We start from the raw sequence: 25,369 nt of genomic DNA on the forward strand, positions 1-25,369 counted from the left end.
CGCCCGGAATCAGCCCTTCAGCGCCTTGGTGATCGCGGTGTTGAAGTCGGCGACGGTCATCGGAGCGTTCTTGGAGCCCTCGCCGGTGACCGTCTTGCCGTCCATCTTCAGCGTCGGGGTGCCCTGGACGCCGCTCTTGTCGAACGTCTCGGACATCTTCATGGCCCAGTTGTCGTACGTACCGTCGTTGACGTCCTTCTGGAACGCCTTGTTGTCCTTCAGCGCGTCCACCGTGTTCGCGACCTCGATGAGGTACGAGTCCTTGGCGAACTTGTCGTCGGTCTCCTCCGGGTGGTACTTCGCGGAGTAGAGCGCGTACTTGTAGTCGAGGAACGCCTGGGGGCTGACGTTCAGCGCCGCACCCAGGGCGCTCAGCGCGTTCTTGGAGCCCTCGCCGCTGTCGCTGTTGTCGATGAACGTCGCACCGATGTACTTGACCTTGTACTTGCCGGCGTCGACGTCCTTGTGGACGGTCTCGCCGACGGTCTGCTCGAACTGGGCGCAGATCGGGCAGCGCGAGTCCTCGTACAGTTCGAGGGTCTTCTTCGCGGTCGACTTGCCGACGACGACGGTCGTGCCGTTGGTGCCGGACGTGTTCTTCGGCGCGGTGACGTTCTTCGCGTCGGCCGCCGCCTCCCAGTGGCCGGGCTTGTTCAGCTGCATCACGCCGTAGCTGGCGACACCGGCCACCGCGAGCACGCCGACCACCGAGACGGCGACGACGACCTGCTTGCGGACCTTGTCCTTCTTGGCCTGGCGCTCGCGCTCGGCGCGCAGCCGCTCGCGGGCGGCTGCCTTGTTGGCCTGGCTGTTGCGGTTGCTCATGGCTGATTCTCCGTGGGGTATGTGGTGTACATCGTCAGGGACGTGCGTGCTCAGGCGGTGGCGCAGGCCGAGCGCGGCGGTCCCCTCCGTCCCACGGAGTGCACGAGGAGACGGGCGTGCGCGACCAGGTGCGGGCCGAACGGGGCGGGCCGGGCGGCGCGGCGCACGCAGGTGCGAGCCGTGCCCACGACGGCGGCCGCGATCAGCAGCGGCCGGAACGCCGTGGCGGCGGCCGCCCGCAGCAGACCCGCGAGCGCGGACTCGCCGTGCCGCAGCCACGCCGCGGCCAGCAGGCCGACCGTCACATGGGCGGCCAGCAGCAGCCACGGCACCGCGGGGCCCGGGGAGGCCAGCAGGGCGGCAGCGCCGTGCCCGTCGCCGGTCACCGAGGCCAGTGGGGTGCCCACCGCGCCTACGTGGCCGAGCCGCGCGGTCCCGGCACCGACCTCGCCGCCGCACAGGACGTCGACCCCCACCGAACGCAGCGGGCCTGCGATCGGGCCGCCCGCGGCGCCGTAACAGAGGTGCTGGCCGGTGGTGAAGACGGTGTCGGCGGCCAGCTCCAACGGCACCAGCAGTCCGGCGATCGCACCGAAGCCGCGCTCCCGGCCGGCCAGCGCGTACGCCACGGCGAAGACGAGACCGGCCAGTGCGCCGACCACCGTCAGAGGCAGCGGGACCCGGGAGAGCAGCACATGGGACGCAGCCGAGAGCGTCACGACGAGCGCTGTGAAAAGCGCCGCGCGAACGACTCTGAGCTGCGTCCCTGATATGTCCATCGCCCGAGAGTGTGCCATGTGAACCTGTAAGCGATCGCTAAAGAGGGCGCTCGGGTGTGGGCGGGGTCACAACCCCGGGATGCGGCCGTTGCGGAAGAGGTCCACGAAGATCTGGTGGTCGGCGCGCGCCCGGGCCCCGTAGGTGTGCGCGAAGTCCACCAGCAGCCCGGCGAAGCCCTCCTCGTCCGCCGCGATCGCCGCGTCGATCGCCCGCTCGGTGGAGAACGGCACCAGGGAGTGCCCGCTCTCGTCGTCCGCCGCGGAGTGCATCGTCGCCGTCGCCCGGCCGAGATCGGCGACGACCGCGGCGATCTCCTCCGGTTCGTCGATGTCGGACCAGTCCAGATCGACCGCGTACGGCGAGACCTCGGCGACCAGCTGCCCCGAGCCGTCCAGCTCGGTCCAGCCGAGCCACGGGTCGGCGTGCGCCTGCAGGGCACGCTGCGAGATGACCGTGCGGTGCCCCTCGTGCTGGAAGTAGTCGCGCACGGCCGCGTCGGTGATGTGCCGGGAGACCGCCGGGGTCTGCGCCTGCTTGATGTAGATCACGACGTCGTTCTCCAGGGCGTCGCTGTTGCCCTCCAGCAGGATGTTGTACGAGGGCAGCCCGGCCGAGCCGATGCCGATGCCACGCCGGCCGACGACGTCCTTCACCCGGTACGAGTCGGGGCGGGTCAGGCTCGACTCGGGCAGCGTCTCCAGGTAGCCGTCGAACGCGGCCAGGACCTTGTAGCGCGTCGCCGCGTCCAGATCGATCGCGCCGCCGCCCGCCGCGAACCGGCGCTCGAAGTCCCGGATCTCCGTCATCGAGTCGAGCAGCGAGAACCGGGTCAGCGACCGGGCGTCGCGCAGCGCGCCCAGCAGCGGCCCCTCGGCGGTGTCCAGCGTGAAGGGGGGCACCTCGTCGTTCTTCGCGCCCGTCGCGAGGGCGTGGATCCGCTCGCGGTAGGCCGCGGCGTAGACCCGGACGAGCTCGCTGATCTGGTCGTCGCTCAGCGCCTTCGCGTACCCGATCAGGGCGACGGAGGCGGCGAACCGCTTGAGGTCCCAGGTGAACGGGCCGACGTACGCCTCGTCGAAGTCGTTCACATTGAAGATCAGCCGGCCGTTGGCGTCCATGTACGTGCCGAAGTTCTCCGCGTGCAGATCGCCGTGGATCCACACCCGGCCGGTCCGGTCGTCCAGGTACGGGCCGCCGTGCCGCTCCCGCTCCAGGTCGTTGTAGAACAGGCACGCCGTGCCCCGGTAGAAGGCGAACGCCGAGCCCGCCATCTTCCGGAACTTCACCCGGAAGGCCGCCGGATCGGCGGCCAGCAGCTCGCCGAAGGCGGTGTCGAAAACCTCGAGAATCTGCTCCCCGCGCTGCGCTGCGCCGGTCTGCGCTTCCGACATCTGTGGGTGCCTCCTGGTACCTGGCGTTCATGACAAATGGGACGGGTGTCTCCGTCCCTCCAACGCGCGACGGTACCCGGGAGTGCCCCTCGACCGTCAGTCCGGAGACGTAGACTTCCACGCTGTCCCCCCAGTCCGTCATTGCTTGTTTCCCCGGAGGCCCGACGCCGTGACCAAGCCGCCTTTCACGCACCTTCACGTCCACACCCAGTACTCGCTGCTGGACGGTGCCGCGCGGCTCAAGGACATGTTCGCCGCCTGCAACGAGATGGGCATGTCGCACATCGCGATGACGGACCACGGCAACCTGCACGGTGCGTACGACTTCTTCCACTCGGCGACCAAGGCCGGGGTGACGCCCATCATCGGCATCGAGGCGTACGTCGCCCCCGAGTCGCGCAAGCACAAGCGGAAGATCCAGTGGGGTCAGCCGCACCAGAAGCGCGACGACGTCTCGGGTTCGGGTGGTTACACCCACAAGACGATCTGGGCGTCGAACAGGACGGGTCTGCACAACCTCTTCCGGCTCTCCTCGGACGCGTATGCCGAGGGCTGGCTGCAGAAGTGGCCGCGCATGGACAAGGAGACCATCTCCCAGTGGTCCGAGGGCCTGATCGCGTCCACCGGCTGCCCGTCCGGCGAGGTGCAGACGCGGCTGCGGCTCGGCCAGTTCGACGAGGCGGTCCAGGCGGCCTCCGACTACAAGGACATCTTCGGCGAGGGCAGGTACTTCCTGGAGCTGATGGACCACGGCATCGAGATCGAGCGCCGGGTCCGTGACGGGCTCCTCGAAATCGGCAAGAAGCTGAACATCCCGCCGCTCGTGACGAACGACTCGCACTACACGTACGCCAGCGAGGCCGCCGCGCACGATGCGCTGCTGTGCATCCAGACCGGCAAGAACCTCTCCGACCCGGACCGCTTCCGGTTCGACGGCACGGGCTACTACCTGAAGACGACGGACGAGATGTACGCCGTCGACTCCTCCGACGCCTGGCAGCAGGGGTGCGCGAACACCCTGCTGGTCGCCGAGCAGATCGACACCACCGGGATGTTCGAGAAGCGCGACCTGATGCCGAAGTTCGACATCCCGGACGGCTTCACCGAGATCACCTGGTTCCAGGAGGAGGTCCGGGTCGGCATGAACCGCCGCTACCCGGGCGGCGTCCCCGAGGACCGGCAGAAGCAGGCCGAGTACGAGATGGACGTCATCATCCAGATGGGGTTCCCGGGGTACTTCCTCGTCGTCGCCGACTTCATCATGTGGGCCAAGAACAACGGCATCGCGGTGGGCCCCGGGCGTGGCTCCGCGGCCGGTTCGATCGTCGCGTACGCGATGGGGATCACCGACCTCGACCCGATCGAGCACGGGCTGATCTTCGAGCGGTTCCTCAACCCCGAGCGTGTCTCCATGCCCGATGTCGACATCGACTTCGACGAGCGCAGGCGCGTCGAGGTGATCCGGTACGTGACGGAGAAGTACGGCGCCGACAAGGTCGCCATGATCGGTACGTACGGCAAGATCAAGGCCAAGAACGCGATCAAGGACTCGGCCCGTGTCCTCGGCTATCCGTACGCGATGGGCGACCGGCTCACCAAGGCCATGCCCGCCGACGTCCTCGGCAAGGGCATCGACCTCTCCGGGATCACCGACCCCAAGCACCCGCGCTACAGCGAGGCGGGCGAGATCCGGGGGATGTACGAGAGCGAGCCGGACGTCAAGAAGGTCATCGACACCGCCAAGGGTGTCGAGGGGCTGGTCCGGCAGATGGGCGTGCACGCCGCAGGCGTCATCATGTCCAGCGAGCCCATCGTCGACCACGCCCCGGTCTGGGTCCGGCACACCGACGGCGTCACCATCACGCAGTGGGACTACCCGCAGTGCGAGTCGCTCGGCCTGCTGAAGATGGACTTCCTCGGCCTGCGCAACCTCACCATCATGGACGACGCCGTCAAGATGGTGGAGGCCAACAAGGGCATCAAGCTGGAGCTGCTCTCCGTCCCGCTGGACGACCCCAAGACGTACGAGCTGCTGTGCCGCGGTGACACGCTGGGCGTCTTCCAGTTCGACGGCGGCCCGATGCGCTCCCTGCTGCGCCAGATGCAGCCCGACAACTTCGAGGACATCTCCGCCGTCTCGGCCCTGTACCGGCCGGGCCCGATGGGCATGAACTCGCACACGAACTACGCCGAGCGCAAGAACGGCCGCCAGGAGATCACCCCGATCCACCCGGAGCTGGAGGAGCCGCTCAAGGAGACGCTGGGCCTGACCTACGGCCTGATCGTCTACCAGGAGCAGGTGCAGAAGGCCGCCCAGATCATCGCCGGGTACTCGCTCGGCGAGGCCGACATCCTGCGCCGGGTGATGGGCAAGAAGAAGGCCGACGAGCTGGCGAAGAACTTCGTGCTCTTCCAGGCGGGCGCCAAGAAGAACGGCTTCTCCGACGCGGCGATCCAGGCCCTGTGGGACGTGCTGGTCCCGTTCGCCGGGTACGCGTTCAACAAGGCGCACTCCTCCGCGTACGGCCTGGTCACCTACTGGACGGCGTACCTCAAGGCGAACTACCCCGCCGAGTACATGGCGGCGCTGCTGACCTCGGTCAAGGACGACAAGGACAAGTCCGCGGTCTACCTCAACGAGTGCCGCCGCATGGGCATCAAGGTGCTCCCGCCGAACGTCAACGAGTCCGAGTCGAACTTCGCCGCCCAGGGTGACGACGTCATCCTCTTCGGGCTGACGGCCATCCGTAACGTCGGGCAGAACGTCGTCGACTCGATCATCCGATGCCGCAAGGCGAAGGGGAAGTACAGCACCTTCCCCGACTTCCTCGACAAGGTCGAAGCGGTCGTCTGCAACAAGCGGACCGTCGAATCACTGATCAAGGCCGGCGCCTTCGACGAGATGGGCCACACCCGCAAGGGCCTCGTCGCCCACCACGAGCCGATGATCGACAACGTGGTTCAGGTCAAGCGCAAGGAGGCCGAGGGGCAGTTCGACCTCTTCGGCGGCGGCGAGGAGGACAGCGACGAGCCGGGCTTCGGGCTCGACGTCGAGTTCTCCGACATCGAGTGGGAGAAGTCGTACCTGCTGGCCCAGGAGCGCGAGATGCTCGGGCTGTACGTCTCCGACCACCCGCTCTTCGGCATCGAGCACGTCCTGTCGGACAAGTCCGACGCGGCGATCTCGCAGCTCACCGGCGGTGAGCACGCCGACGGTGCGATCGTCACCATCGGCGGCATCATCTCCGGCCTCCAGCGCAAGATGACCAAGCAGGGCAACGCCTGGGCCATCGCCACCGTGGAGGACCTGGCCGGTTCCATCGAGTGCATGTTCTTCCCCGCCACGTACCAGCTGGTCTCCACGCAGCTCGTCGAGGACACCGTCGTCTTCGTCAAGGGGCGGCTCGACAAGCGCGAGGACATTCCGCGGCTGGTCGCCATGGAGATGCAGGTCCCCGACCTCTCGTCGGCCGGGACCAACGCACCCGTGGTGCTCACCATCCCCACGGTCAAGATCACGCCGCCGATGGTCGCCCGCCTCGGCGAGGTGCTCAGCAACCACCGTGGCAACACCGAGGTACGGATCAAGCTCCAGGGCCCCCGGAAGACCACCGTCCTGCGGCTCGACCGGCACCGGGTCCAGCCCGATCCGGCGCTCTTCGGCGACCTGAAGGTGCTGCTCGGCCCGTCCTGCCTGGCCGGCTGAGCCGTACACCCGCGCACATACGAGAGGGGCGCCCCGCGAAAGCGGGTGCGCCCCTCTCGGTTACCGGCCCGGGGCCGGACCGGTCAGTTGTGGCCGAAGCGCCGCTGGTGCTTACGAGCAACATCAGCAGGGCTGCCCTGGGCCTGCGACTGAGGCTGTATCTGCGACTCGTAAGCCGTCGACTTCGCCTCCTCCGCACCACGCTCCGATGCGGCCGCGCGGCTCGGCTGGCTGCTCTGCTTGCGGTTCTTGTTCTTGGCCATGGTGTTCCTCCTGTGCGGAATCTCGGGGCCAGGACCGCTGTCAGACTCACATATCAGGATATAGCCCGCATGTTGGATCATTACCGTGTGTAGTAAGCGGGTATCATGCGCCGATTTACCGATTCGCCACGCCGATGATCGAGTTCCGGCCGTCAACCCTCCTGCTGTCGGGCAGACTCGAAGGAAACCCTGAGCAGAACCCATTCCCGAGGTCAGGAAGAGGGTGGAACGCGTGGACCGTTGTGTCGTCCTGGTGGACGCCGGCTATCTGCTGGGCGCAGCCGCGAGTCTGCTGGCCGGAGAGCCCGCCCGTTCCCGTATCACCGTCGACCATGCGGCGCTGATCCAGGGCCTGCGCGAGCGCGCCGAAGCGGATACGGCGCAGCCGCTGCTGCGGATCTACTGGTTCGACGGCGCCCCCGACCGGGTACCGCAGCCCGAGCACCGCAGGCTGCGCGTCATGCCGCGGGTGACCGTCAGACTCGGGGCGCTCACTCGCAGTGACGGGCGGTGGGCGCAGAAGGGCGTCGACGCCGCCATGCATGCCGAACTGACCGAACTGGCCAGAAATCGCGCCTGCTCCGATGTGGTCCTGGTGACCGGCGACGGCGATCTGCTGCCCGGTCTGATGTCCGCCAAGGAACACGGTGTCGCCGTCCATCTGTGGGCCGTCCAGGCCGCCGACGGCGACTACAACCAGTCCGAGGACCTGGTCGCCGAGGCCGACGAGCGCCGGGTGCTCGACCGGGCCTGGATCACCCAGGCCGTGCGGGCCAAGGACAACGGCGGCAGTTGTGCGCCGCCGCCCGCCCCCCGCCCCGAGATCGCCGCGATCCTCTCCGCGCCGCTGCCCGAGGCTGCCCTCGCCGCCTCCGCCGAACGGGCCTCGGAGGCGCAGGCGGCCGCCGCCCGCAACGGAACGGCGGAACCGGCCGGCGACGAGGCCGTGCACGCCCCGGCCGCGCATGCGGGCAGAGGCGTCCCCACCCCCAAGGACCTGGCGGGCAGCCTCCGCGGCCCCGGCGTTCCGGTCGGCCAGACCACCCAGCCCCCGGCGAGCGCCACGCTGCGCTGGTCGTCCGACAAGGGCTGGATGGAGCGCAGCGGCGCGCTCGGTGAGCCCGCGGAGACCGCGTCGCTGCCCACGCTCGCCCAGCTCACCTCCGCCGAGCAGCGCTGGGCGGACCGCGAGGAGGACATCACCACCGTCGGCGGCGACCCCTTCGAGGTCGGCCAGGTCTTCGCCCGGCGCTGGATGGAGCGGCTGCCGGAGACCGTCCATCTGCAGAAACTGTCGACCATGTACCCGCGCATTCCGCACCGTATCGACGGCGAGCTGCTGCGGTACGCGGCACGGTTCGGCCTGCTCGCCCACAAGGACGACCAGATCGACGAACACGACCGGTACGCGATCCGGGCGGGCTTCTGGCGCGAGATCGACGTACGGGCGGCGGCCGAACACGCCCCCGCTGCGGAGTAGTCCGGCGGCCCCGGGCGCAATCCGGGGCATCCGACCCCGTACCCTCGTACCTCGTGAGTACGGGCACAGCACAGGCGCAGACGGCGACCGGGACCGTGTGCGCGGTGCGTGATCTGGTCAAGACCTATCCCGCCGCCCGCGGCCGCCGCGGTGCACCGGCGACCCCCGAGGTGCGCGCCACCGACGGGATCAGCCTCGACGTCCGGCGCGGCGAGATCTTCGGGCTGCTCGGGCCCAACGGAGCCGGCAAGTCCACCCTCGTGCGGCAGCTCACCGGACTGATGCGGCCGGACTCCGGCAGTGTCGAGATGCTCGGCCACGACCTCGTACGCCACCCCGAGCGGGCCTCCCGGCTGATCGGTTACCTCGGGCAGGAGTCCACCGCCCTCGACGAGCTGACGGTGTCGCTCGCTGCCGAGACCACCGGGCGGCTGCGCGGACTCGCGGTACGCGAGGCCCGCGCCGCGCGCGACGCCGTACTCGACGAACTCGGCCTCACCGACATTGCCGCCCGCCCGCTGAAGAAGCTCTCCGGCGGGCAGCGGCGGCTGGCCTGCTTCGCGGCCGCGCTGGTCGGGGAGCGGCCGGTGCTGGTCCTGGACGAGCCGACGACCGGGATGGACCCCGTCGCACGCCGCGCCGTCTGGGCCGCGGTCGACCGGCGGCGCGCCGAGCACGGCGCGACCGTGCTGCTGGTCACCCACAACGTGATCGAGGCGGAGACCGTCCTCGACCGGGTCGCCGTCATCGAGCGCGGCAAGGTCATCGCCTGCGACACCCCGGCCGGGCTCAAGCAGCGCGTGGCGGGCGACGTCCGGGTCGAGCTCGTGTGGCGCGAACGCGCACCCCTGGACGTACCCGAAGTGGCGGCTCTGCGCCCCCTGGCCCAGGAGTCCGGGCGCCGCTGGGTGCTGCGGCTCGGGCCGGACGAGGCGCGTGCGGCGGTCGCTGCGGTGACCGGCGGGGCGGCGTTCGCCGCACTGGACGACTTCACGCTGGCGACGCCGAGCCTGGAGGATGTCTATCTGGCGCTCGGCGGCCATGCGGCGCAGGGGCTGGTGAAGGCGTGACCGGGGCGATCGGCGTGATCGGTGTGTGCCACGTGCTCGAAGCGATCCGGTACGGATCCGGGGCCCGGCAGGAACGGAACAGGAGCGCCGTCAGGTGACGAGCATGGTTCGTGCGGAGGTGTCCGGCGCCGAGCCGGCGACCGGAAGCCTTCCCCCGGCCGGGGACACGGCCGCAGTCGTCGCGCCGCTCGCGCCGCGGGCCCGGCTGTTCCCCGCGCTCGCCGCCGTCTACCGCGCCCAGCTGTCCCGGGCCAGGGTCGCCCGGATCCCGCTGCTCTTCGTGGCGACCTTCCAGTCCGTCGGGATCATGGTCCTGATGCGCGGAGTCGTCGAGGGCGGGGCGGAGGCGCGCGCCGTCGTCGCCGGATCCAGCGTGCTCGTCGTCGCCTTCGTCGCGCTCAATCTGCTCGCCCAGTACTTCGGGCAGCTGCGGGCCGGCGGCGGGCTCGACCACTACGCCACCCTGCCGGTGCCCCCCGCCGCGGTGGTGCTCGGTGCGGCGGGGGCGTACGCCTCCTTCACCGTGCCCGGCACGATCGTCACCGCGGTCACCGGGAGCGTGCTCTTCCAGCTGCCGATGACCCACCTGTGGGTGCTCGTCGCCGTCATTCCGCTCGCCGGGGCCGCACTCTCCGGACTCGGTGCCGCACTCGGACTGCTCGCACCCCGGCAGGAGCTGGCCACGCTGCTCGGACAGCTGGGCATGTCGGCGGCGCTGCTGCTCGGGGTGCTGCCGGCCGACCGGATGCCCGGGCCGATCGGATGGGCCCGGGATCTGCTGCCCTCGACGTACGGGGTCGAGGCCCTGTCCCGGTCGTTCGGCAGCCACCCCGACTGGGCGGTCATCGCCCTCGATCTCGCGGTCTGCGCCGTCGTCGGCGTCCTCTCGCTGGCCGTGGCGACCTGGGCATACCGCAGGGCAGCGGTCCGGTGAGGCGCGGCGCGGGGACGCCTGGCACGATGGCACGGTGACCGCACCTCTGACGCCGCCTCACCAGCCCTCGTCCAACGATCCCTGGCAGATTCCGCCGGGCGGGATGCCGCCCAAGGGCGGTGGCTCCTACCCCGGGGTTCCCATGGGGCCCCAGGAGTCCCCGGGCGAGGACGATCCCCAGGCGGATCTGCGGCGGGCTGCCGTGATCACGGTGTTGCTGACCGTGGCGGGCGTCGCGCTCGGAGTGCTGTGGCTGTGGCTGGCGCCGCGGGTCCCGCTGGTCTCCGACAACCAGGCGGTCTTCCTCAAGGACAGCGAGGGCGAGGAGGCGATCGGGGCCGACGGCACGTTCGTGCTGCTGGCGCTCGCCTTCGGTGCGGTCACTGCGGCGCTGGTCTTCTGGATCCACCGGCGGGGCGGGATCCCGCTCGTGGCAGGCCTCGCCCTCGGCGGGCTGCTGGGGTCGCTGGTGGCCTGGGGGGTCGGCGTCTGGTTCGGACCGGAGCGGGATGTGGTCGCCCACGCGCGCGAGGTCGGCAAGGGGGTGGTGTTCGACGCACCGCTCGAGCTGCACGCGAAGGGGGCGCTGCTGGCGTGGTCGGTGGCGGCGATGGTCGTTCACCTGGCGCTCACGGCGCTGTTCGGGCCGAGGGATCCCGAGCCGGAGTGGGGAGGCTGGGGCGCGGGGGCACCTGGGGCACCCGGTGCACCTGGGGCACCCGGGGTACCGGGGGCGCCTGGGGCGGCGCCGGGGTCTCCGCCGCAGCCGTAGGGACGTGGAGTGAGCGGGGCGGACCGCTGCGCGAGGCCGTCTCCCCGCCCGCCACTTCCCGAGAGCGGGGCACTGTGCCCCGCACCCCGGTCCTCGATCGCCGGACGGAGCGGGCGGTGCCCTCGACCGCCCCGCGGGCCCGGAGGGCGGGCTCGCGGGCGGGCTACGGGCGGCCGATCGCTGCGAAGAGTGCCCCGGTCAGCACGGCCAGATCCTTCGGGGACAGTTCCACCTCCAGGCCTCGGCGGCCGGCCGAGACACAGATGGTCTCGTGGGCCTGCGCCGACGCGTCCAGCACCGTCGGCAGGCGCTTTCGCTGACCCAGCGGGGAGATGCCGCCCCGTACGTAGCCCGTCGTGCGTTCCGCCGCGGCCGGATCCGCCATCGCTGCCCGTTTGCCGCCGACCGCCGAGGCCAGGGCCTTCAGGTCCAGGGAGCCTGCCACCGGGACGACCGCCACGGTCAGGTTGCCGTCCACGTCGGCCACCAGGGTCTTGAACACGCGGTCCGGCGAGACGCCCAGCGCCTCCGCCGCCTCCTCACCGTAGGAGGGGGAGGCCGGGTCGTGCTCGTACGCGTGCGTCGTGAACGGCGTGCCCGCCGCGGTCAGGGCGACCGTCGCCGGGGTACCGCCGGCGCCGGACTGCTGCTGCTTCTTCGACTTCTTCGCCACGGGGCAGGGTCCTCGGGTGGTGGAGGTCAGTTGGGATGGGTGGGGGCCCTGGTCAGGTCCACCGCGGGCAGCGACGGCAGATGGCGGATGACCGCCGTCTCGGAGCGCAGCAGCGTCAGCTCCTCGCGCAGCCGCGTCGCCGTGTCCGGGGCCTGCAGAAGCCGCTGCTTGGTGGGGATGTCGAGGACCGCGGCGGCGGCCACCAGATAGGAGACGACCGACGGGTCGTCGGGCAGGTCCGCGCCCGTCGTCAGCGAGCGTTCGCTCGCTCCGGCCAGCCGCTTCTGGTAGCTGCGGAACGCCCGCAGCACGCCCTCGGCGAGCGCGCCGGCCTCGTCGCCGGGGTCCTCGTCGAGCTCTTCGAATTCGGCCGTCAGATACGGGCCGCTCGCGTCGACCGAGAGCAGCCTGACCCGGGTGGTGCCGGTCGCCAGGACCTCGTAGCTGCCGTCCGCCCGCTCCCGGATCTTCGCCGCGTCCGCGACACAGCCGACCCGGTGGAAGGTCTGGACGGGGTCGGGCCCGAAACCGTCGGCGGGGCCGCGGTCGGCCGCGTCGGGCGTCGCGGTGGCGTCGGGCATTCCGACGGCCGTCGGGGCGGTCTCGCGGCCGTCGCGGATGGCTACCACGGCGAAGCGGCGCGGTTCGTCCTCATCGGTCTTCAGCAGCTCGCGCATCATGGCGCGATAGCGCTCCTCGAAGACGTTGAGCGGCAGCACGAGGCCGGGGAACAGCACCGCATTCAGCGGGAAGAGGGGCAGACGAGCGGTGGTCACAACGGTCAAGCGTAATGGCCCTGCGACCGGCCGTGGTCGGCCCGGTTCCACAAAGGTGTCGCGGAGGCCACCTCGAGCCGCGCACCGTCCCGGGCATCCAGGAACTGGCCCAGCGGGTCGTCGGACACCAGCGACCACGGGAACGACGTCGCATACGGCCCGATCAGCCGGAACTGTTCCAGGGCCTCCTTCCACCGGCCGCGCACGACCAGCACGTACGCCAGCAGGTTGCGGACCTCGGCCGGCCAGGGGTCGCCCGGCTCGAACGCGGCGGAGAGCGAGATCGCCAGATCCGCGGCCGCGTCGATCCGCTCCTCGAGCACGGAGGTCGTCTTCACATCCGGACCGGCGATCAGCAGCGCGAACGCGGCCCGCACCGGCAGGGCCTGCACCAGGGAACTGGGCAGCGAGTCCTCGGCGGCCTGCTCGGCGAAGTCGAAGCACTCGCGGTGCGAGCCGTACCAGGCGGCTGAGAGGTACTGAAGCGCCGCGACATGGCATCCGTAGTGGTGCGAGGAGCGCTGGATCGCCTGCTCCCACAGGGCCTCGAAGGTGGTGTGCGAGGCGTGCGTGCCGCGCGCGTGGTCCAGGGCGAGCCGCCACGGCACCGGGTCGCGCGGATCGCTGTCGACGGCCGCGGTGATCAGCGGCCCCACGTCGCGCAGCCGTTCCGTCCGGGCGGGCGACTCCCAGGCCCGGCGGACCGCCAGCTCGGCCTTGACCAGCAGGGCGTCCGGGTCGTGCGGGGCGGCGGCGAGCCAGTCGTTCAGCCAGCCGTCGCGGTTGTGGGCGAAGGTGACGAGACGGCTGAGGTAGCGGTCCCGGTTCTCCCATTCGGCGGAGTCCCGGGTGGTGGCGAGGAGCTTGGCGGCCGGCTCGTACTCACCGAGGGCGGCGGCGACGAGGGCGGGAGAGAGCCGTTCGTCGGGGGCGTCGAGCAGCACCGCATCGTCCGCCGGCAGTCCCGTGGACAGCTGCGGAGAGTGCCGGATCATGCGCGCGGTTCCGAGCAGAGCGCGAAGGAATGCCATGGTGCAGACCATTCAAAAGCGCTGGTCGGAGCAGCGCCAGAGGGGCACTGTGAAGCTTTGGTGCCGAGTGCATGGGTTGCCCCGAAGGCGGTCAACAAAGCGTAAAGGAATCGCCGGAATCTGGCTTGATCATTTCGCTTCGGCCTGCCGCTGCACGGCCGGCCGGTGGGGTGGACCGGTGTGCTGCGCGGGCCCGGGCGCCGTCGGTCACCCCCGGCGCAGCAGCCGGGACGCGCCCGCGGCCACGGTGGTGGCCAGTATCCATCCCAGCAGCACCAGGGCGGCCGCCGCCCACTGCCAGTCGCCCTCCATCCGCCAGTACCCGTCCTGCCCGAGGTTGATCACGGGCACCAGCAGGTCCAGTGCGTACAGCGCCGCGTTCCACTCGGGGTGCTCGTCCCGCTTGATCGGCGCCGGGTCGTACTGCGAGAAGGCCACCGCCCCCGCAGCCCACAGCACCGCCATCCACACCGCCGCCCGGCCCGGGCGGTAGCCGTAGGCCACCGTCCAGTCCTGCAGGAATCCCCACAGCTTCGCGGCGGGCGGCAGCGTCTCGCGGCGCCGCCGCTGCTTGGCGAGCAGCACCTCCCGGGCGTCCGCGTCCTCCCCGCAGTTGCGCAGCACGGCCGCCAGCCGTTCGTACGGTTCCGGCACGTACTCCGGGGTCGCCGCCACCACCCACTCCAGGCGCCGGGAGAGGGGGAAGTGCCCGTACGGGACGAGGTTCTCGTACACGAAGCCGCCCATCGCGAGGCCGCCCGGCCCGGGCCAGCTGGTCGACACGTCGATCAGCGTGATGACCTTCGCCCCGTTCAGCACGACCCTGCCCTCCTCCGGGCGCTCCGCGTTGAACCGCAGCTCCGGGGTGACGATCCGGCGCAGCGACAGCTCCTCGTGGGGTGCCAGTACGAATCGTGCCTTGTGCAGGTCGACCGCGTCACCGAACCGGCCGTCGTCGAGCCGCACCCCGCCGCGGCACTCGAAGACCTGTGAACGGGTGCCGTGCGCCGGGGTCGGCGCCATGACGATGCCGTACGGGGGAGTGGTGCCCTGGTTGCCGGTGTCGACGCTCACCCACGCCTCCGTCATGTACAGCGTGCGCTCCACGGTCAGCTGCGGGGCGTTCAGCGCCCGCCGCCCCGGCCCGGCCTTCAGACGGCTGCCGCGCAGGCTCATCGAACCGCCGACCTTCGCCCCGCGCAGACTCAGTTCGCCGCGTGTCTCCACCATCTCGGCCTGCAGGTCCTGGGCGACCGTGAGCCCGTCCCCGGCGAGGGCGCGGCCCTGCCGGTCGGGCCCGAGCTCGATCTGGTTGAGCAGCAGATCCGTGCCGATGTGGGCGTCCGTGAGCCGGATCCCGCGCTCGATCCGGCAGCGCGGCAGATGCAGATCGCCCTCGGTGCGCAGCCGCGCAGCCTCCAGCCGGGGCGCCGCGCAGCCGGCCATCCGCAACGTCGTGAAGTGGCACTCGGGCAGCAGCACCTCGTTCTCCAGGCGGCACCCGGTCAGTTCCACGTACGGTGCGACGCGACCACCCGCAAGATCCAGCGTCCCGGTGATCCGTACCCCCCGGAGCTTCAGCGCGGCGACACGCCCGGGCCTGGCCGGCGGTCCGCTCAGCAGCAGCCGGGCGACCACCCGCGCGTCCACACTGCGCTCCGCGCCCCAGATCGTCGGTGCGAACGGATCGTCCCGGACCGTGTCACGGGTGCGCAGATCGTAGGTGCTGCCGTTCCGGAAGGCCTGCCACATCCCCAGCTCGGCCGCGCTGAGACCGTCCGGGATGTCATCGCTGTGCGGTTCGGTCACCGTGGTCCCTCCCGCTTGCAGTTGTTATGCCACTGTGTTCCCTCTGTGTGACGCCGTGAACGCCGGTGGTCAGCTGTGGCCGGGAGTGGTCGTCGGTGACGGCCGGACATGTATCACCCAGTGATACGGGCGAACTGCTGCCGGAAGCGGTCTGAGAGAATTGCGGTGTGATCTCTCGAATCGATCTGCGCGGCGGTGCCCTCCCCGAGGGCGGCGACCTGCGCGACCTGCTGCCCCGAGCCGAGTTCGACGTGGAGGCCGCACTGGAGACGGTGCGCCCCATCTGCGAGGACGTACGCCATCGTGGCTCAGCGGCAGTGATCGATTGGGGGGCGAAGTTCGACGGTGTACGGCTCGACTCGATCCGGGTCCCGGCATCGGCGATCGCCGATGCGCTGGAGCGGCTGGATCCCGCCGTGCGGGCCGCCCTCGAGGAGTCGATCCGCCGCGCCCGTCTCGTCCACCACGAGCAGCGCCGCGCCACGCACACCACCCAGGTCGTTCCCGGCGGCACGGTCACCGAGAAGTGGGTGCCCGTCGAGCGCGTCGGCCTGTATGTGCCGGGCGGACGCTCGGTCTACCCGTCGTCCGTGGTCATGAACGTCGTACCGGCCCAGGAGGCGGGCGTCGAGGGCATCGCCGTCGCCTCCCCGCCGCAGAAGGAGTTCGGCGGCCTGCCGCACCCCACCATCCTCGCCGCCTGCGCCCTGCTCGGTGTCGACGAGGTGTACGCGGCCGGTGGCGCCCAGGCCATCGCGATGTTTGCGTACGGAACGGCCGAATGTCTTCCGGTGAACCTCGTCACCGGCCCCGGCAACATCTATGTCGCCGCCGCCAAGCGTCTCCTCAAGGGCCGCATCGGCATCGACGCCGAGGCCGGACCCACCGAGATCGCGATCCTCGCCGACTCCACCGCCGACCCGGTGCACGTCGCCGCCGACCTGATCAGCCAGGCCGAGCACGACCCGATGGCCGCCGCGGTCCTGGTCACCGACTCCGAGGAGCTGGCCGCCGCCACCGAGGCCGAACTGAAGCCGCAGGTCGCCGCGACCAAGCACGTCACCGACCGGATCGAGCCCGCGCTGGCCGGCCGTCAGTCCGCGATCGTCCTGGTCAACGACCTGGAGGACGGCCTCAAGGTCGTCGACGCGTACGCCGCCGAGCACCTGGAGATCCAGACGGCCGACGCCGCCGCGGTCGCCGGCCGGGTCCGCAACGCCGGAGCGATCTTCGTCGGCCCGTGGGCCCCGGTCTCGCTCGGCGACTACTGCGCGGGCTCCAACCACGTCCTGCCGACCGGCGGCTGCGCCTGCCACTCCTCGGGTCTGTCCGTGCAGTCCTTCCTGCGCGGCATCCACATCGTCGACTACACCCGCGATGCGCTCGCCGAGGTCGCGCACCACGTGGTCACCCTTGCCGAGGCGGAGGACCTCCCCGCCCACGGCGCCGCAATCAAGGCTCGTTTCGTCGGAGGCGAACCGGACGAGCACAGTGGCTGGAAGGTCCCGCAGCAGTGACGAACAGCAGCACCACCCGTATCGACGACCTGCCGATCCGGGACGAGCTCCGCGGGCAGTCCCCGTACGGAGCGCCCCAGCTCGACGTGGCCGTTCGGCTGAACACCAACGAGAACCCGTACCCGCTCCCGGATGCGCTCGTCGACCGGATCGCCGAGCGTGTCCGCGAGGCCGCCCGCGAACTCAACCGCTACCCCGACCGGGACGCCGTCGAGCTCCGTACCGAGCTGGCCCGCTACCTCACCCGCACCGCCGGGCACGAGGTCGCTCTCGCCAACGTCTGGGCGGCCAACGGCTCCAACGAGGTGCTGCAGCAGCTGCTGCAGACCTTCGGCGGTCCCGGACGCACCGCGATCGGTTTCGAGCCCTCGTACTCGATGCACGCCCTCATCGCCCGCGGCACCGGCACCGGATGGATCTCCGGTCCGCGCAAGGACGACTTCACCATCGATGTCGCGGGGGCGTGCGAGGCCATCGCCGGACAGCGGCCGGACGTCGTCTTCATCACCTCGCCCAACAACCCCACGGGCACCGCCGTCGACGCCGACACCGTCCGCGCGCTGTACGACGCCGCCCAGGCCGCCAGGCCGTCGATGGTCGTGGTCGACGAGGCGTACGGCGAATTCAGCCACCACCCCTCGCTGCTCCCGCTGATCGAGGGCAGGCCGAACCTGGTGCTCTCACGCACCATGTCGAAGGCGTTCGGCGCCGCCGGCCTGCGGCTCGGCTACCTCGCCGCGGACCCGGCGGTCGTGGACGCCGTCCAGCTGGTGCGGCTGCCGTACCACCTGTCGTCCATCACCCAGGCCACCGCGCTCGCCGCCCTCGAACACACCGATACGCTCCTCGGGTACGTCGCCCAGCTCAAGAGCGAGCGCGACCGGATCGTCACGGAGCTGCGCGCACTCGGCTTCGAGGTGACCGACTCGGACGCCAACTTCGTCCAGTTCGGCCGCTTCGCCGACAGCCACACCGCCTGGCAGCAGATCCTCGACCGGGGCGTCCTGGTCCGGGACAACGGCGTACCGGGATGGCTGCGGGTCTCCGCAGGGACCCCGGCAGAGAACGACGCGTTCCTCGATGCGGTGCGCGAACTCAAGAAGGAGCACGACGGATGAGCCCCCGCGTAGGCCGCGTGGAACGCACCACCAAGGAGACGTCCGTGCTCGTCGAGGTCAACCTCGACGGCACCGGCAAGGTCGATGTGTCGACCGGGGTCGGCTTCTACGACCACATGCTCGACCAGCTCGGCCGCCACGGCCTCTTCGACCTCACCGTGAAGACCGACGGCGACCTGCACATCGACACGCACCACACCATCGAGGACACCGCCCTCGCCCTCGGCGCCGCCTTCAAGCAGGCGCTCGGCGACAAGGTCGGCATCTACCGCTTCGGCAACTGCACCGTCCCGCTGGACGAGTCGCTCGCCCAGGTCACCGTCGACCTCTCCGGCCGCCCCTACCTGGTGCACACCGAGCCGGAGAACATCGCGCCGATGATCGGCTCGTACGACACGACGATGACCCGGCACATCCTGGAGTCGTTCGTCGCTCAGGCGCAGATCGCCCTGCACGTCCACGTCCCGTACGGCCGCAACGCCCATCACATCGTGGAGTGCCAGTTCAAGGCGCTGGCCCGAGCCCTGCGCTACGCCTGTGAGCACGACCCGCGCGCTGCCGGAATCCTCCCTTCCACGAAGGGCGCGCTGTGACCGGCCTCAACACCGTACTGATCGTCCTCGGCCTCTTCCTGGCCGGCGGCGTCTACTCCTTCTCGAAGCAGAAGATGCCCAAGGGCCTCATCGTGCTGCTCGGGATCGCGTCCGTGATGTGCCTGGTCGCAGGCGCCTTGCGGATCCAGGGACTCTGGGACTGAGGGAGCGACCTGTGAGTGACCAGAAGAAGGTCGTCGTCTTCGACTACGGCTTCGGCAACGTCCGTTCCGCCGAGCGCGCCCTCGCCCACGTCGGCGCGGACGTCGAGATCACCCGCGACTACGACAGGGCGATGAACGCCGACGGGCTGCTGGTGCCCGGCGTCGGCGCGTTCTCCGCCTGCATGGACGGGCTGAAGAAGGCCCGCGGCGAATGGATCATCGGCCGCAGGCTCTCCGGCGGCCGGCCCGTGATGGGCATCTGCGTCGGCATGCAGATCCTCTTCGAGCGCGGCATCGAGCACGGCGTGGAGACGGAGGGCCTCGACGAATGGCCCGGCACCGTCGCCCCGCTGAAGGCCCCGATCGTCCCGCACATGGGCTGGAACACCGTGCGAGCCCCGGAGGACTCCGAACTCTTCGCCGGACTCGACGCCGAGGCCCGCTTCTACTTCGTGCACTCCTACGCCGTGCACGACTGGGGCCTCGAAGTCACCAACCCCAAGATCCGTGCCCCCCGGGTCACCTGGGCCACCCACGGCGAGCCGTTCGTCGCCGCCGTGGAGAACGGCGCCCTGTGGGCCACCCAGTTCCACCCCGAGAAGTCCGGCGATGCCGGCGCCCAGCTGCTGACCAACTGGATCGGAACACTCTGATGCCCACCACGCTTGAGCTCCTTCCCGCCGTCGACGTCCGCGACGGCCAGGCCGTCCGCCTCGTGCACGGCGAGTCCGGCTCCGAGACCTCGTACGGCGACCCCCTGCAGGCCGCCCTCACCTGGCAGCGGGCGGGCGCGGAATGGCTGCACCTCGTCGACCTGGACGCGGCGTTCGGCACCGGTGACAACCGGGCGCAGATCGCCGAGGTCGCCCGCTCCATGGACATCAAGGTCGAACTGTCCGGCGGCATCCGTGACGACGCCTCGCTCGCCGCGGCCCTCGCCACCGGCTGCACCCGGGTCAACCTCGGCACCGCCGCTCTGGAGACCCCGGAGTGGGTCGCCAAGGTCATCGCCGAGCACGGCGACAAGATCGCCGTCGGCCTCGACGTCCGCGGTACGACGCTGCGCGGGCGCGGCTGGACCCGCGACGGCGGCGACCTCTACGAGACGCTCGCCCGTCTCGACTCCGAGGGCTGCGCCCGCTACGTCGTCACCGACATCGCCAAGGACGGCACGCTGCAGGGCCCCAACCTGGAGCTCCTGAAGAACGTCTGCGCGGCCACCGACAAGCCCGTCGTCGCCTCCGGCGGCGTCTCCTCGCTGGACGACCTGCGCGCGATCTCCTCGCTCGTGCCGGACGGCGTCGAGGGCGCGATCGTCGGCAAGGCGCTGTACGCGAAGGCGTTCACCCTCGAAGAAGCGCTCCGGGCGGTCTCCGCATGACCGACCCCGTACGCCGTGTCTTCACGGGCGCGCCCTGGGAGGAGAAGTTCGGCTACGCCCGCGCGGTGGAGCTGTCCAACGGGCTCGTCCTGGTGGCCGGCTGCACGTCGGTGGTGGGCGGGCAGATCTCCGCGGGCGGGCCGTACGAGCAGGCCGTCACCTCCTTCAACGTCGCCTTCGACGCGCTGAAGCAGGTGGGACTCGGCCGCGAGGACGTCGTCCGTACCCGGATGTACCTCACACACGCCCGGGACGTGGACGAGGTCGGCCGTGCTCACAAGGAGCTGTTCGACGATGTCCGCCCCGCCGCTTCCATGATCATCGTGTCCGGTTTCGTCGACCCCAGCCTGGTCGTCGAGGTCGAGATCGAGGCCTACAGGGCAGGTGCGCAATGAGTCTCGCGGTACGAGTCATCCCGTGCCTGGACGTCGACAACGGCCGGGTCGTCAAGGGTGTCAACTTCCAGAACCTGCGCGATGCGGGCGACCCCGTCGAGATGGCGAAGCTGTACGACGCGGAGGGCGCCGACGAGCTGACCTTCCTGGACATCACCGCGTCCAGCGGTGACCGGGAGACCACCTACGACGTGGTGCGCCGCACCGCCGAGCAGGTCTTCATCCCGCTCACCGTCGGCGGCGGCGTCCGTACGGCCGACGACGTCGACAAGCTGCTGCGGGCCGGTGCCGACAAGGTCGGCGTCAACACCGCGGCCATCGCCCGTCCCGAGCTCATCCGGGAGATCGCCGAGCGGTTCGGGCGTCAGGTGCTGGTGCTCTCCGTGGACGCCCGGCGCACCCCCGAGGGCACCTTCGAGGTCACCACGCACGGCGGCCGCAGGGGCACCGGCATCGACGCCGTCGAATGGGCGCACCGGGCCGCCGAGCTGGGTGCGGGCGAGATCCTGCTCAACTCGATGGATGCGGACGGCACGAAGGACGGCTACGACACCGAGATGATCGCGGCGGTCCGCGCGCATGTGACGGTCCCCGTCATCGCCTCCGGCGGCGCGGGCCGGCTCGCGGACTTCGCGCCGGCGATTGCGGCGGGGGCGGACGCGGTGCTTGCCGCGTCCGTCTTCCACTTCGGTGATCTGCGGATCTCCGAAGTCAAGGGCGCGCTGCGGGAGGCCGGGCACCCGGTTCGCTGAGGGTGCGGCAGGAGGAGGTGTTTCCCGTTCCCCCACCGCCGCTTCCCGGGACCGGGGCGCTGCCCCGGTCCCGAACGCCGGACGCGCTGACGGACGTCCTCGACCGCCGGACGGGGGAGAGGCACCCGCAGGCGTCGGCGGGGCCGGCGAGGCGCTGGGCGGCAGCCGGCCCGGTCGTCAGCAGGCTGCGCCGGGGCGGAACTTCCGCGCCGGCCCGGCCCCGTACGCCCTACATGCCCAGCTGGGCCTTGCTCACCCGGGTCACCGCCTCCTTGTCGCCCTCCAGCTCCACCCGCGCCGCGTCCTGGCGCCCCGACGCGAACAGCAGCAGCTCGCCCGGCTCCCCGGTCACCGTCACCACCGGAGTCCCCTTGTGGGCCACGGCGGTCTGTCCGTCCGGGCGGCGCAGCACCAGCCCCACCGGGGCCTTGCGCCCCATCAGCCGCGCAGCCTTCTCCATGCGCGACCACAGGGCGTCGGCGAAGACCGGGTCGAGCTCGCGCTGCGACCAGTCGGACTGCGCCCGGCGCACGTCCTCGGCGTGGATGTAGAACTCCACCGTGTTGGCCGCCTCGTCCACCTGCTTCAGCCCGAACGGTGACATCCGGGGCGGGCCCGTACGGATGAGCTGGATCAGCTCCTCGTACGGTTTCTCGGCGAACTCGGCCTGCACCCGGTCGAGCCGGCTCCTCAGCGGGCTCAGCAGCACCCCGGCCGCCGCGTCCGGGCGGCGCTCGCGTACCACCACATGCGCGGCGAGGTCGCGAGTCGTCCATCCTTCGCACAGGGTCGGGGCTTCGGGGCCCGCCGCCTCCAACAGGTCGGCGAGCAGAAGTCGTTCACGCTTTGCATGGGTCGACATGACCGCCAGCGTACGACCGGTGCACGCAGTCCGCCCAGTGGACGGCCCGCCGAAAGGCTCGCGCGGCCACGGCACAATGGGGCACATGACCAGCACGCCCACGCCCAGCACCCCGCCCACCAGCAGCCTGGACCCCGCCATCGCCGCCCGCCTCAAGCGCGGCGCCGACGGACTCGTTCCGGCCATTGCCCAGCAGTACGACACCGGTGAGGTGCTGATGCTCGGCTGGATGGACGACGAGGCCCTGCACCGCACCCTCACCACCGGCCGCTGCACCTACTGGTCCCGCAGCCGCCAGGAGTACTGGGTCAAGGGCGACACCTCCGGTCACATCCAGCTGGTCAAGTCCGTCGCCCTCGACTGCGACGCGGACACCGTCCTCGTCAAGGTCGACCAGACGGGAGCGGCCTGTCACACCGGCGACCGCACCTGCTTCGACGCCGACGTCCTCCCGCTCGCCCAGTAGGGTCAGCCGTCATGGATCTCGAGACCTTCCGCAAGCTGGCCGCCGACCGGCGTGTCATCCCCGTCAGCCGCCGGCTTCTCGCGGACGGCGACACTCCGGTCGCGCTGTACCGCAAGCTTGCGGGCGAGCGCACCGGCACGTTTCTCCTCGAATCCGCGGAGAACGGCCGCACCTGGTCGCGCTACTCCTTCATCGGGGTACGCAGCGCCGCCACCCTCACCGCCCGCGACGGCCGGGCCCACTGGCTGGGCACCCCGCCCGTCGGCGTGCCCGTCGACGGTGACCCGCTCGACGCCCTGCGCGCCACCATCGACGCCCTGCACACCCCGCGGGACCTGCACTCCGGCATGCCGCCGTTCACCGGCGGCATGGTCGGCTACCTCGGGTACGACATCGTGCGGCGGCTGGAGAGGATCGGCGAGCACGGCGGGGACGACCTGAAGCTCCCCGAGCTGACCATGCTGCTCACCTCGGACCTCGCCGTCCTCGACCACTGGGACGGCAGCGTCCTGCTGATCGCCAACGCGATCAACCACAACGACCTGGAGACCGGGGTGGACGAGGCGTACGCCGACGCCGTCGCCCGCCTCGACGCCATGGAGGCGGACCTCTCGCGTCCGGTCGAGAGCGCCCCCGCCACCCTCCCCGCGTCCGAACTCCCGCCGTACACCGCACTGTGGGGCGGGCCGGCCTTCCAGGACGCCGTCGAGGACGTGAAGGAGCGCATCCGGGCCGGCGAAGCCTTCCAGGTCGTCCCTTCCCAGCGCTTCGAAACCCCGTGCACGGCAAGCGCGTTGGATGTCTACCGGGTGCTGCGCGCCACCAACCCGTCGCCGTACATGTACCTCTTCCGGTTCGAGGACTTCGACGTCGCGGGCTCCAGCCCGGAGGCCCTCGTCAAGGTCGAGGACGGGCGCGCCATGGTTCACCCGATCGCCGGTACCCGGCCCCGCGGCGCCACCCCGCAGGAGGACCAGGCCCTCGCCGACGAACTCCTCGCGGACCCGAAGGAACGCGCCGAGCACCTGATGCTCGTCGACCTCGGCCGCAACGACCTGGGCCGGGTCTGCGTGCCCGGCAGCGTCGAGGTCGTCGACTTCATGTCGATCGAGCGGTACTCGCACGTGATGCACATCGTCTCGACCGTGACCGGCCGCGTCGCCGAGGGCCGTACCGCCTTCGACGTCCTCACCGCCTGCTTCCCGGCCGGTACCCTCTCCGGCGCCCCCAAGCCCCGTGCCATGCAGATCATCGAGGAGCTCGAACCCACCCGCCGCGGACTGTACGGAGGCTGCGTCGGCTATCTGGACTTCGCCGGCGACTCCGACACCGCCATCGCCATCCGTACGGCGCTGCTGCGCGACGGCACCGCGTACGTCCAGGCCGGAGCGGGCATCGTGGCCGACTCCGACCCGGTGGCGGAGGACACCGAGTGCCGCAACAAGGCCGCCGCGGTCCTCCGCGCCGTCCATACCGCCAACCGCCTCCACACGAACTGACCCGGTAAGGGATAGTGGGGTACGTGAGTGCTGTTCCCGTACCCCAGCCCCGTACCCAAGCCGCCGTCGCGCCCGACGCCGCGGGAAGCCGCCGCAGCCTGGCCGTCGGCCTGCTTCTCGGGGCGCTCGGCGCCACCGTGGTTCTCCTCGCCTCCGGCCAGACCTGGGCCGAGGGCAAGGCCGCCGTCGGTGGCGTCGCACTGCCGCTGACCGTCGACGGCCAGGACGTCACCGGTCTCCCCGCCGCCCTCGCCATCGTCGGCCTGGCCGCCCTCGTCGCCGTCTTCGCCGTCCGCAGCGCCGGCCGGCTGCTCGTCGCCGGGCTGCTCGCCCTCAGCGGACTGGGCGCCGGAGTCAGCGCCTATCTCGGCGCCGCCGACAGTGCCGCCCTCGACGAGAAGGCGGCGCAGACGACCGGCGACGCCTCCGCCACCATCGACGCACTGAGCCACACCGCGTGGCCGTACGTCACCGCCGCCGGCGGCCTGCTGATCCTCCTCGCCGGGCTGCTCGCCCTGCGGTACGGGAAGCTCTGGCCGACGATGTCGGGACGGTACGAACGTGACGGCACCCCACGCCCGCGCAGGACCGCCCGCACCGCCCCGGACCCGGACCGGCCCGAGGACCTGTGGAAGGCCCTGGACCGCGGCGAGGACCCGACGCGCGAGGCATGACCCCCAAGCTCATGTCGCACCCGCACGTACGGGACAATGACCGTGAGCCCTCTGCACAGCAGCAGCCTTTTCTGCACAGCGCACCGCAGCGGCACCAGCTTTGCGTACAGCGATATCACCAGCGCAACACCAACGAGGAGCAACTCATGGCGGGCAGCAGCCACGGACACACCCCGGCCGCCTGGACCGGTGTCATCATCGCCTTCATCGGCTTCTGCATCGCAGGCCTGTTCATGGTCGCGGCCAACCCGCTCGGCTTCTGGGCCGGCATGGCGGTCATCCTCATCGGCGGGATCGTCGGTCTGGCGATGAAGGCCGCGGGCCTCGGCATGCCGAAGGAGTCGGCCGAGCTGGCCGCGGCCAGGGCGCGTGCCGGACGGGCCCAGGTCTCCTCCTGACCCCGGTCGGACCCGTCGTGAAAGGCGCAGCCCGGTTCGG

The 25,369-nt window shown here is 70.9% G+C and carries 26 protein-coding genes; 17 read left to right on the top strand and 9 right to left on the bottom strand.

The features are described 5' to 3' along the window. Nucleotides 1-9: 9 nt before the first annotated feature. The 3 genes from OG878_RS28905 to OG878_RS28915 form a co-directional block, all read right to left on the bottom strand. A complete protein-coding gene (locus tag OG878_RS28905; protein WP_328889488.1) occupies nucleotides 10-825 on the bottom strand; it encodes a DsbA family protein in 816 nt (271 codons plus the stop codon). A 50-nt stretch (nucleotides 826-875) separates the two neighbouring features. Next, nucleotides 876-1,604: a hypothetical protein gene (locus tag OG878_RS28910; protein ID WP_328889489.1), complete on the bottom strand. Its 729-nt coding sequence runs from the start codon at nucleotides 1,602-1,604 to the stop codon at nucleotides 876-878. Nucleotides 1,605-1,670: 66 nt separating this feature from the next. Beyond that, entirely contained in the window at nucleotides 1,671-2,996 is a 1,326-nt protein-coding gene (locus tag OG878_RS28915; protein ID WP_328889490.1) for a DUF2252 domain-containing protein, read from the bottom strand. Nucleotides 2,997-3,165: 169 nt separating this feature from the next. Between OG878_RS28915 and dnaE the strand changes: the two genes are divergently transcribed. Further along, a complete protein-coding gene (gene dnaE / locus OG878_RS28920) occupies nucleotides 3,166-6,702 on the top strand; it encodes a DNA polymerase III subunit alpha (RefSeq protein ID WP_328889491.1) in 3,537 nt (1,178 codons plus the stop codon). 83 nt (nucleotides 6,703-6,785) lie between these two features. On the opposite strand, the gene OG878_RS28925 is transcribed toward dnaE, so the two are convergent. Continuing rightward, nucleotides 6,786-6,965, bottom strand: coding sequence for a hypothetical protein (locus OG878_RS28925; protein WP_277325695.1), 180 nt, complete (start codon nucleotides 6,963-6,965; stop codon nucleotides 6,786-6,788). 223 nt (nucleotides 6,966-7,188) lie between these two features. On the opposite strand from OG878_RS28925, the gene OG878_RS28930 reads away from it, so the two are divergent. The 4 genes from OG878_RS28930 to OG878_RS28945 all read left to right on the top strand — a co-directional run bounded on the left by OG878_RS28930 (nucleotide 7,189) and on the right by OG878_RS28945 (nucleotide 11,221). Beyond that, entirely contained in the window at nucleotides 7,189-8,445 is a 1,257-nt protein-coding gene (locus tag OG878_RS28930; protein WP_328889492.1) for an NYN domain-containing protein, read from the top strand. Nucleotides 8,446-8,540: 95 nt separating this feature from the next. Next, entirely contained in the window at nucleotides 8,541-9,515 is a 975-nt protein-coding gene (locus OG878_RS28935; RefSeq protein WP_328891416.1) for an ABC transporter ATP-binding protein, read from the top strand. Nucleotides 9,516-9,618: 103 nt separating this feature from the next. Continuing rightward, nucleotides 9,619-10,449, top strand: coding sequence for an ABC transporter permease (locus tag OG878_RS28940; protein WP_443049278.1), 831 nt, complete (start codon nucleotides 9,619-9,621; stop codon nucleotides 10,447-10,449). A 34-nt stretch (nucleotides 10,450-10,483) separates the two neighbouring features. Next, nucleotides 10,484-11,221, top strand: a complete 738-nt coding sequence (locus OG878_RS28945) for an ABC transporter permease (protein ID WP_328889494.1) — start codon at nucleotides 10,484-10,486, stop codon at nucleotides 11,219-11,221. A 163-nt stretch (nucleotides 11,222-11,384) separates the two neighbouring features. Here the strand turns inward: OG878_RS28945 and ybaK are convergent, their stop codons facing one another. From ybaK to OG878_RS28965, 4 genes are all read right to left on the bottom strand, one after another. Then, complete coding sequence (gene ybaK / locus OG878_RS28950) at nucleotides 11,385-11,894, bottom strand: Cys-tRNA(Pro) deacylase (protein WP_328889495.1); 510 nt, start codon at nucleotides 11,892-11,894, stop codon at nucleotides 11,385-11,387. Nucleotides 11,895-11,920: 26 nt separating this feature from the next. Beyond that, entirely contained in the window at nucleotides 11,921-12,670 is a 750-nt protein-coding gene (locus OG878_RS28955; RefSeq protein ID WP_328889496.1) for an LON peptidase substrate-binding domain-containing protein, read from the bottom strand. Nucleotides 12,671-12,675: 5 nt separating this feature from the next. Further along, complete coding sequence (locus OG878_RS28960; RefSeq protein WP_328889497.1) at nucleotides 12,676-13,713, bottom strand: hypothetical protein; 1,038 nt, start codon at nucleotides 13,711-13,713, stop codon at nucleotides 12,676-12,678. A gap of 195 nt (nucleotides 13,714-13,908) precedes the next feature. Beyond that, nucleotides 13,909-15,510 (bottom strand): oxidoreductase, encoded by a 1,602-nt coding sequence (locus OG878_RS28965; RefSeq protein WP_328889498.1) that lies wholly within the window; start codon nucleotides 15,508-15,510, stop codon nucleotides 13,909-13,911. A 167-nt stretch (nucleotides 15,511-15,677) separates the two neighbouring features. On the opposite strand from OG878_RS28965, the gene hisD reads away from it, so the two are divergent. Genes hisD through hisF form a run of 8 tightly spaced genes read left to right on the top strand, consistent with a single transcriptional unit; the run spans nucleotide 15,678 to nucleotide 21,430 of the window. Further along, on the top strand, nucleotides 15,678-17,027 hold the full coding sequence (gene hisD, locus OG878_RS28970) for a histidinol dehydrogenase (protein WP_328889499.1): 1,350 nt from the start codon (nucleotides 15,678-15,680) through the stop codon (nucleotides 17,025-17,027). After that, nucleotides 17,024-18,145, top strand: coding sequence for a histidinol-phosphate transaminase (locus tag OG878_RS28975; RefSeq protein ID WP_328889500.1), 1,122 nt, complete (start codon nucleotides 17,024-17,026; stop codon nucleotides 18,143-18,145). Before hisD ends, OG878_RS28975 begins: the two co-directional genes overlap by 4 nt. Continuing rightward, the gene (gene hisB / locus OG878_RS28980; RefSeq protein ID WP_277325685.1) at nucleotides 18,142-18,738 is read left to right on the top strand and encodes an imidazoleglycerol-phosphate dehydratase HisB; all 597 of its coding nucleotides are present in this window, start codon (nucleotides 18,142-18,144) and stop codon (nucleotides 18,736-18,738) included. Before OG878_RS28975 ends, hisB begins: the two co-directional genes overlap by 4 nt. Beyond that, entirely contained in the window at nucleotides 18,735-18,902 is a 168-nt protein-coding gene (locus OG878_RS28985; protein WP_277325684.1) for a hypothetical protein, read from the top strand. Before hisB ends, OG878_RS28985 begins: the two co-directional genes overlap by 4 nt. 11 nt (nucleotides 18,903-18,913) lie before the next feature. Continuing rightward, entirely contained in the window at nucleotides 18,914-19,555 is a 642-nt protein-coding gene (hisH, locus tag OG878_RS28990) for an imidazole glycerol phosphate synthase subunit HisH (protein WP_328889501.1), read from the top strand. Next, nucleotides 19,555-20,283, top strand: coding sequence for a bifunctional 1-(5-phosphoribosyl)-5-((5-phosphoribosylamino)methylideneamino)imidazole-4-carboxamide isomerase/phosphoribosylanthranilate isomerase PriA (gene priA, locus OG878_RS28995; protein ID WP_328889502.1), 729 nt, complete (start codon nucleotides 19,555-19,557; stop codon nucleotides 20,281-20,283). The genes hisH and priA overlap by 1 nt, the downstream gene beginning before the upstream one ends. Beyond that, nucleotides 20,280-20,678, top strand: coding sequence for a RidA family protein (locus OG878_RS29000; RefSeq protein ID WP_277325681.1), 399 nt, complete (start codon nucleotides 20,280-20,282; stop codon nucleotides 20,676-20,678). Before priA ends, OG878_RS29000 begins: the two co-directional genes overlap by 4 nt. Next, a complete protein-coding gene (hisF, locus tag OG878_RS29005; RefSeq protein WP_328889503.1) occupies nucleotides 20,675-21,430 on the top strand; it encodes an imidazole glycerol phosphate synthase subunit HisF in 756 nt (251 codons plus the stop codon). Before OG878_RS29000 ends, hisF begins: the two co-directional genes overlap by 4 nt. A gap of 229 nt (nucleotides 21,431-21,659) precedes the next feature. On the opposite strand, the gene OG878_RS29010 is transcribed toward hisF, so the two are convergent. Continuing rightward, nucleotides 21,660-22,292 (bottom strand): TIGR03085 family metal-binding protein, encoded by a 633-nt coding sequence (locus OG878_RS29010; protein WP_328889504.1) that lies wholly within the window; start codon nucleotides 22,290-22,292, stop codon nucleotides 21,660-21,662. An 85-nt stretch (nucleotides 22,293-22,377) separates the two neighbouring features. Here OG878_RS29010 and hisI point away from each other — a divergent pair, with 85 nt between their 5' ends. The 4 genes from hisI to OG878_RS29030 all read left to right on the top strand — a co-directional run bounded on the left by hisI (nucleotide 22,378) and on the right by OG878_RS29030 (nucleotide 25,329). Further along, the gene (gene hisI / locus OG878_RS29015) at nucleotides 22,378-22,758 is read left to right on the top strand and encodes a phosphoribosyl-AMP cyclohydrolase (RefSeq protein ID WP_328889505.1); all 381 of its coding nucleotides are present in this window, start codon (nucleotides 22,378-22,380) and stop codon (nucleotides 22,756-22,758) included. An 11-nt stretch (nucleotides 22,759-22,769) separates the two neighbouring features. Then, nucleotides 22,770-24,257: an anthranilate synthase component I gene (locus OG878_RS29020; RefSeq protein WP_328889506.1), complete on the top strand. Its 1,488-nt coding sequence runs from the start codon at nucleotides 22,770-22,772 to the stop codon at nucleotides 24,255-24,257. 14 nt (nucleotides 24,258-24,271) lie between these two features. Then, a complete protein-coding gene (locus OG878_RS29025; RefSeq protein WP_328889507.1) occupies nucleotides 24,272-24,931 on the top strand; it encodes a TIGR02234 family membrane protein in 660 nt (219 codons plus the stop codon). A gap of 146 nt (nucleotides 24,932-25,077) precedes the next feature. Next, entirely contained in the window at nucleotides 25,078-25,329 is a 252-nt protein-coding gene (locus tag OG878_RS29030; RefSeq protein ID WP_328891417.1) for an HGxxPAAW family protein, read from the top strand. The last annotated feature ends 40 nt before the right edge of the window (nucleotides 25,330-25,369 follow it).

The sequence above is a fragment of the Streptomyces sp. NBC_00316 genome (genome assembly GCF_036158715.1).
Taxonomy (GTDB): Bacteria; Actinomycetota; Actinomycetes; order Streptomycetales; family Streptomycetaceae; genus Streptomyces.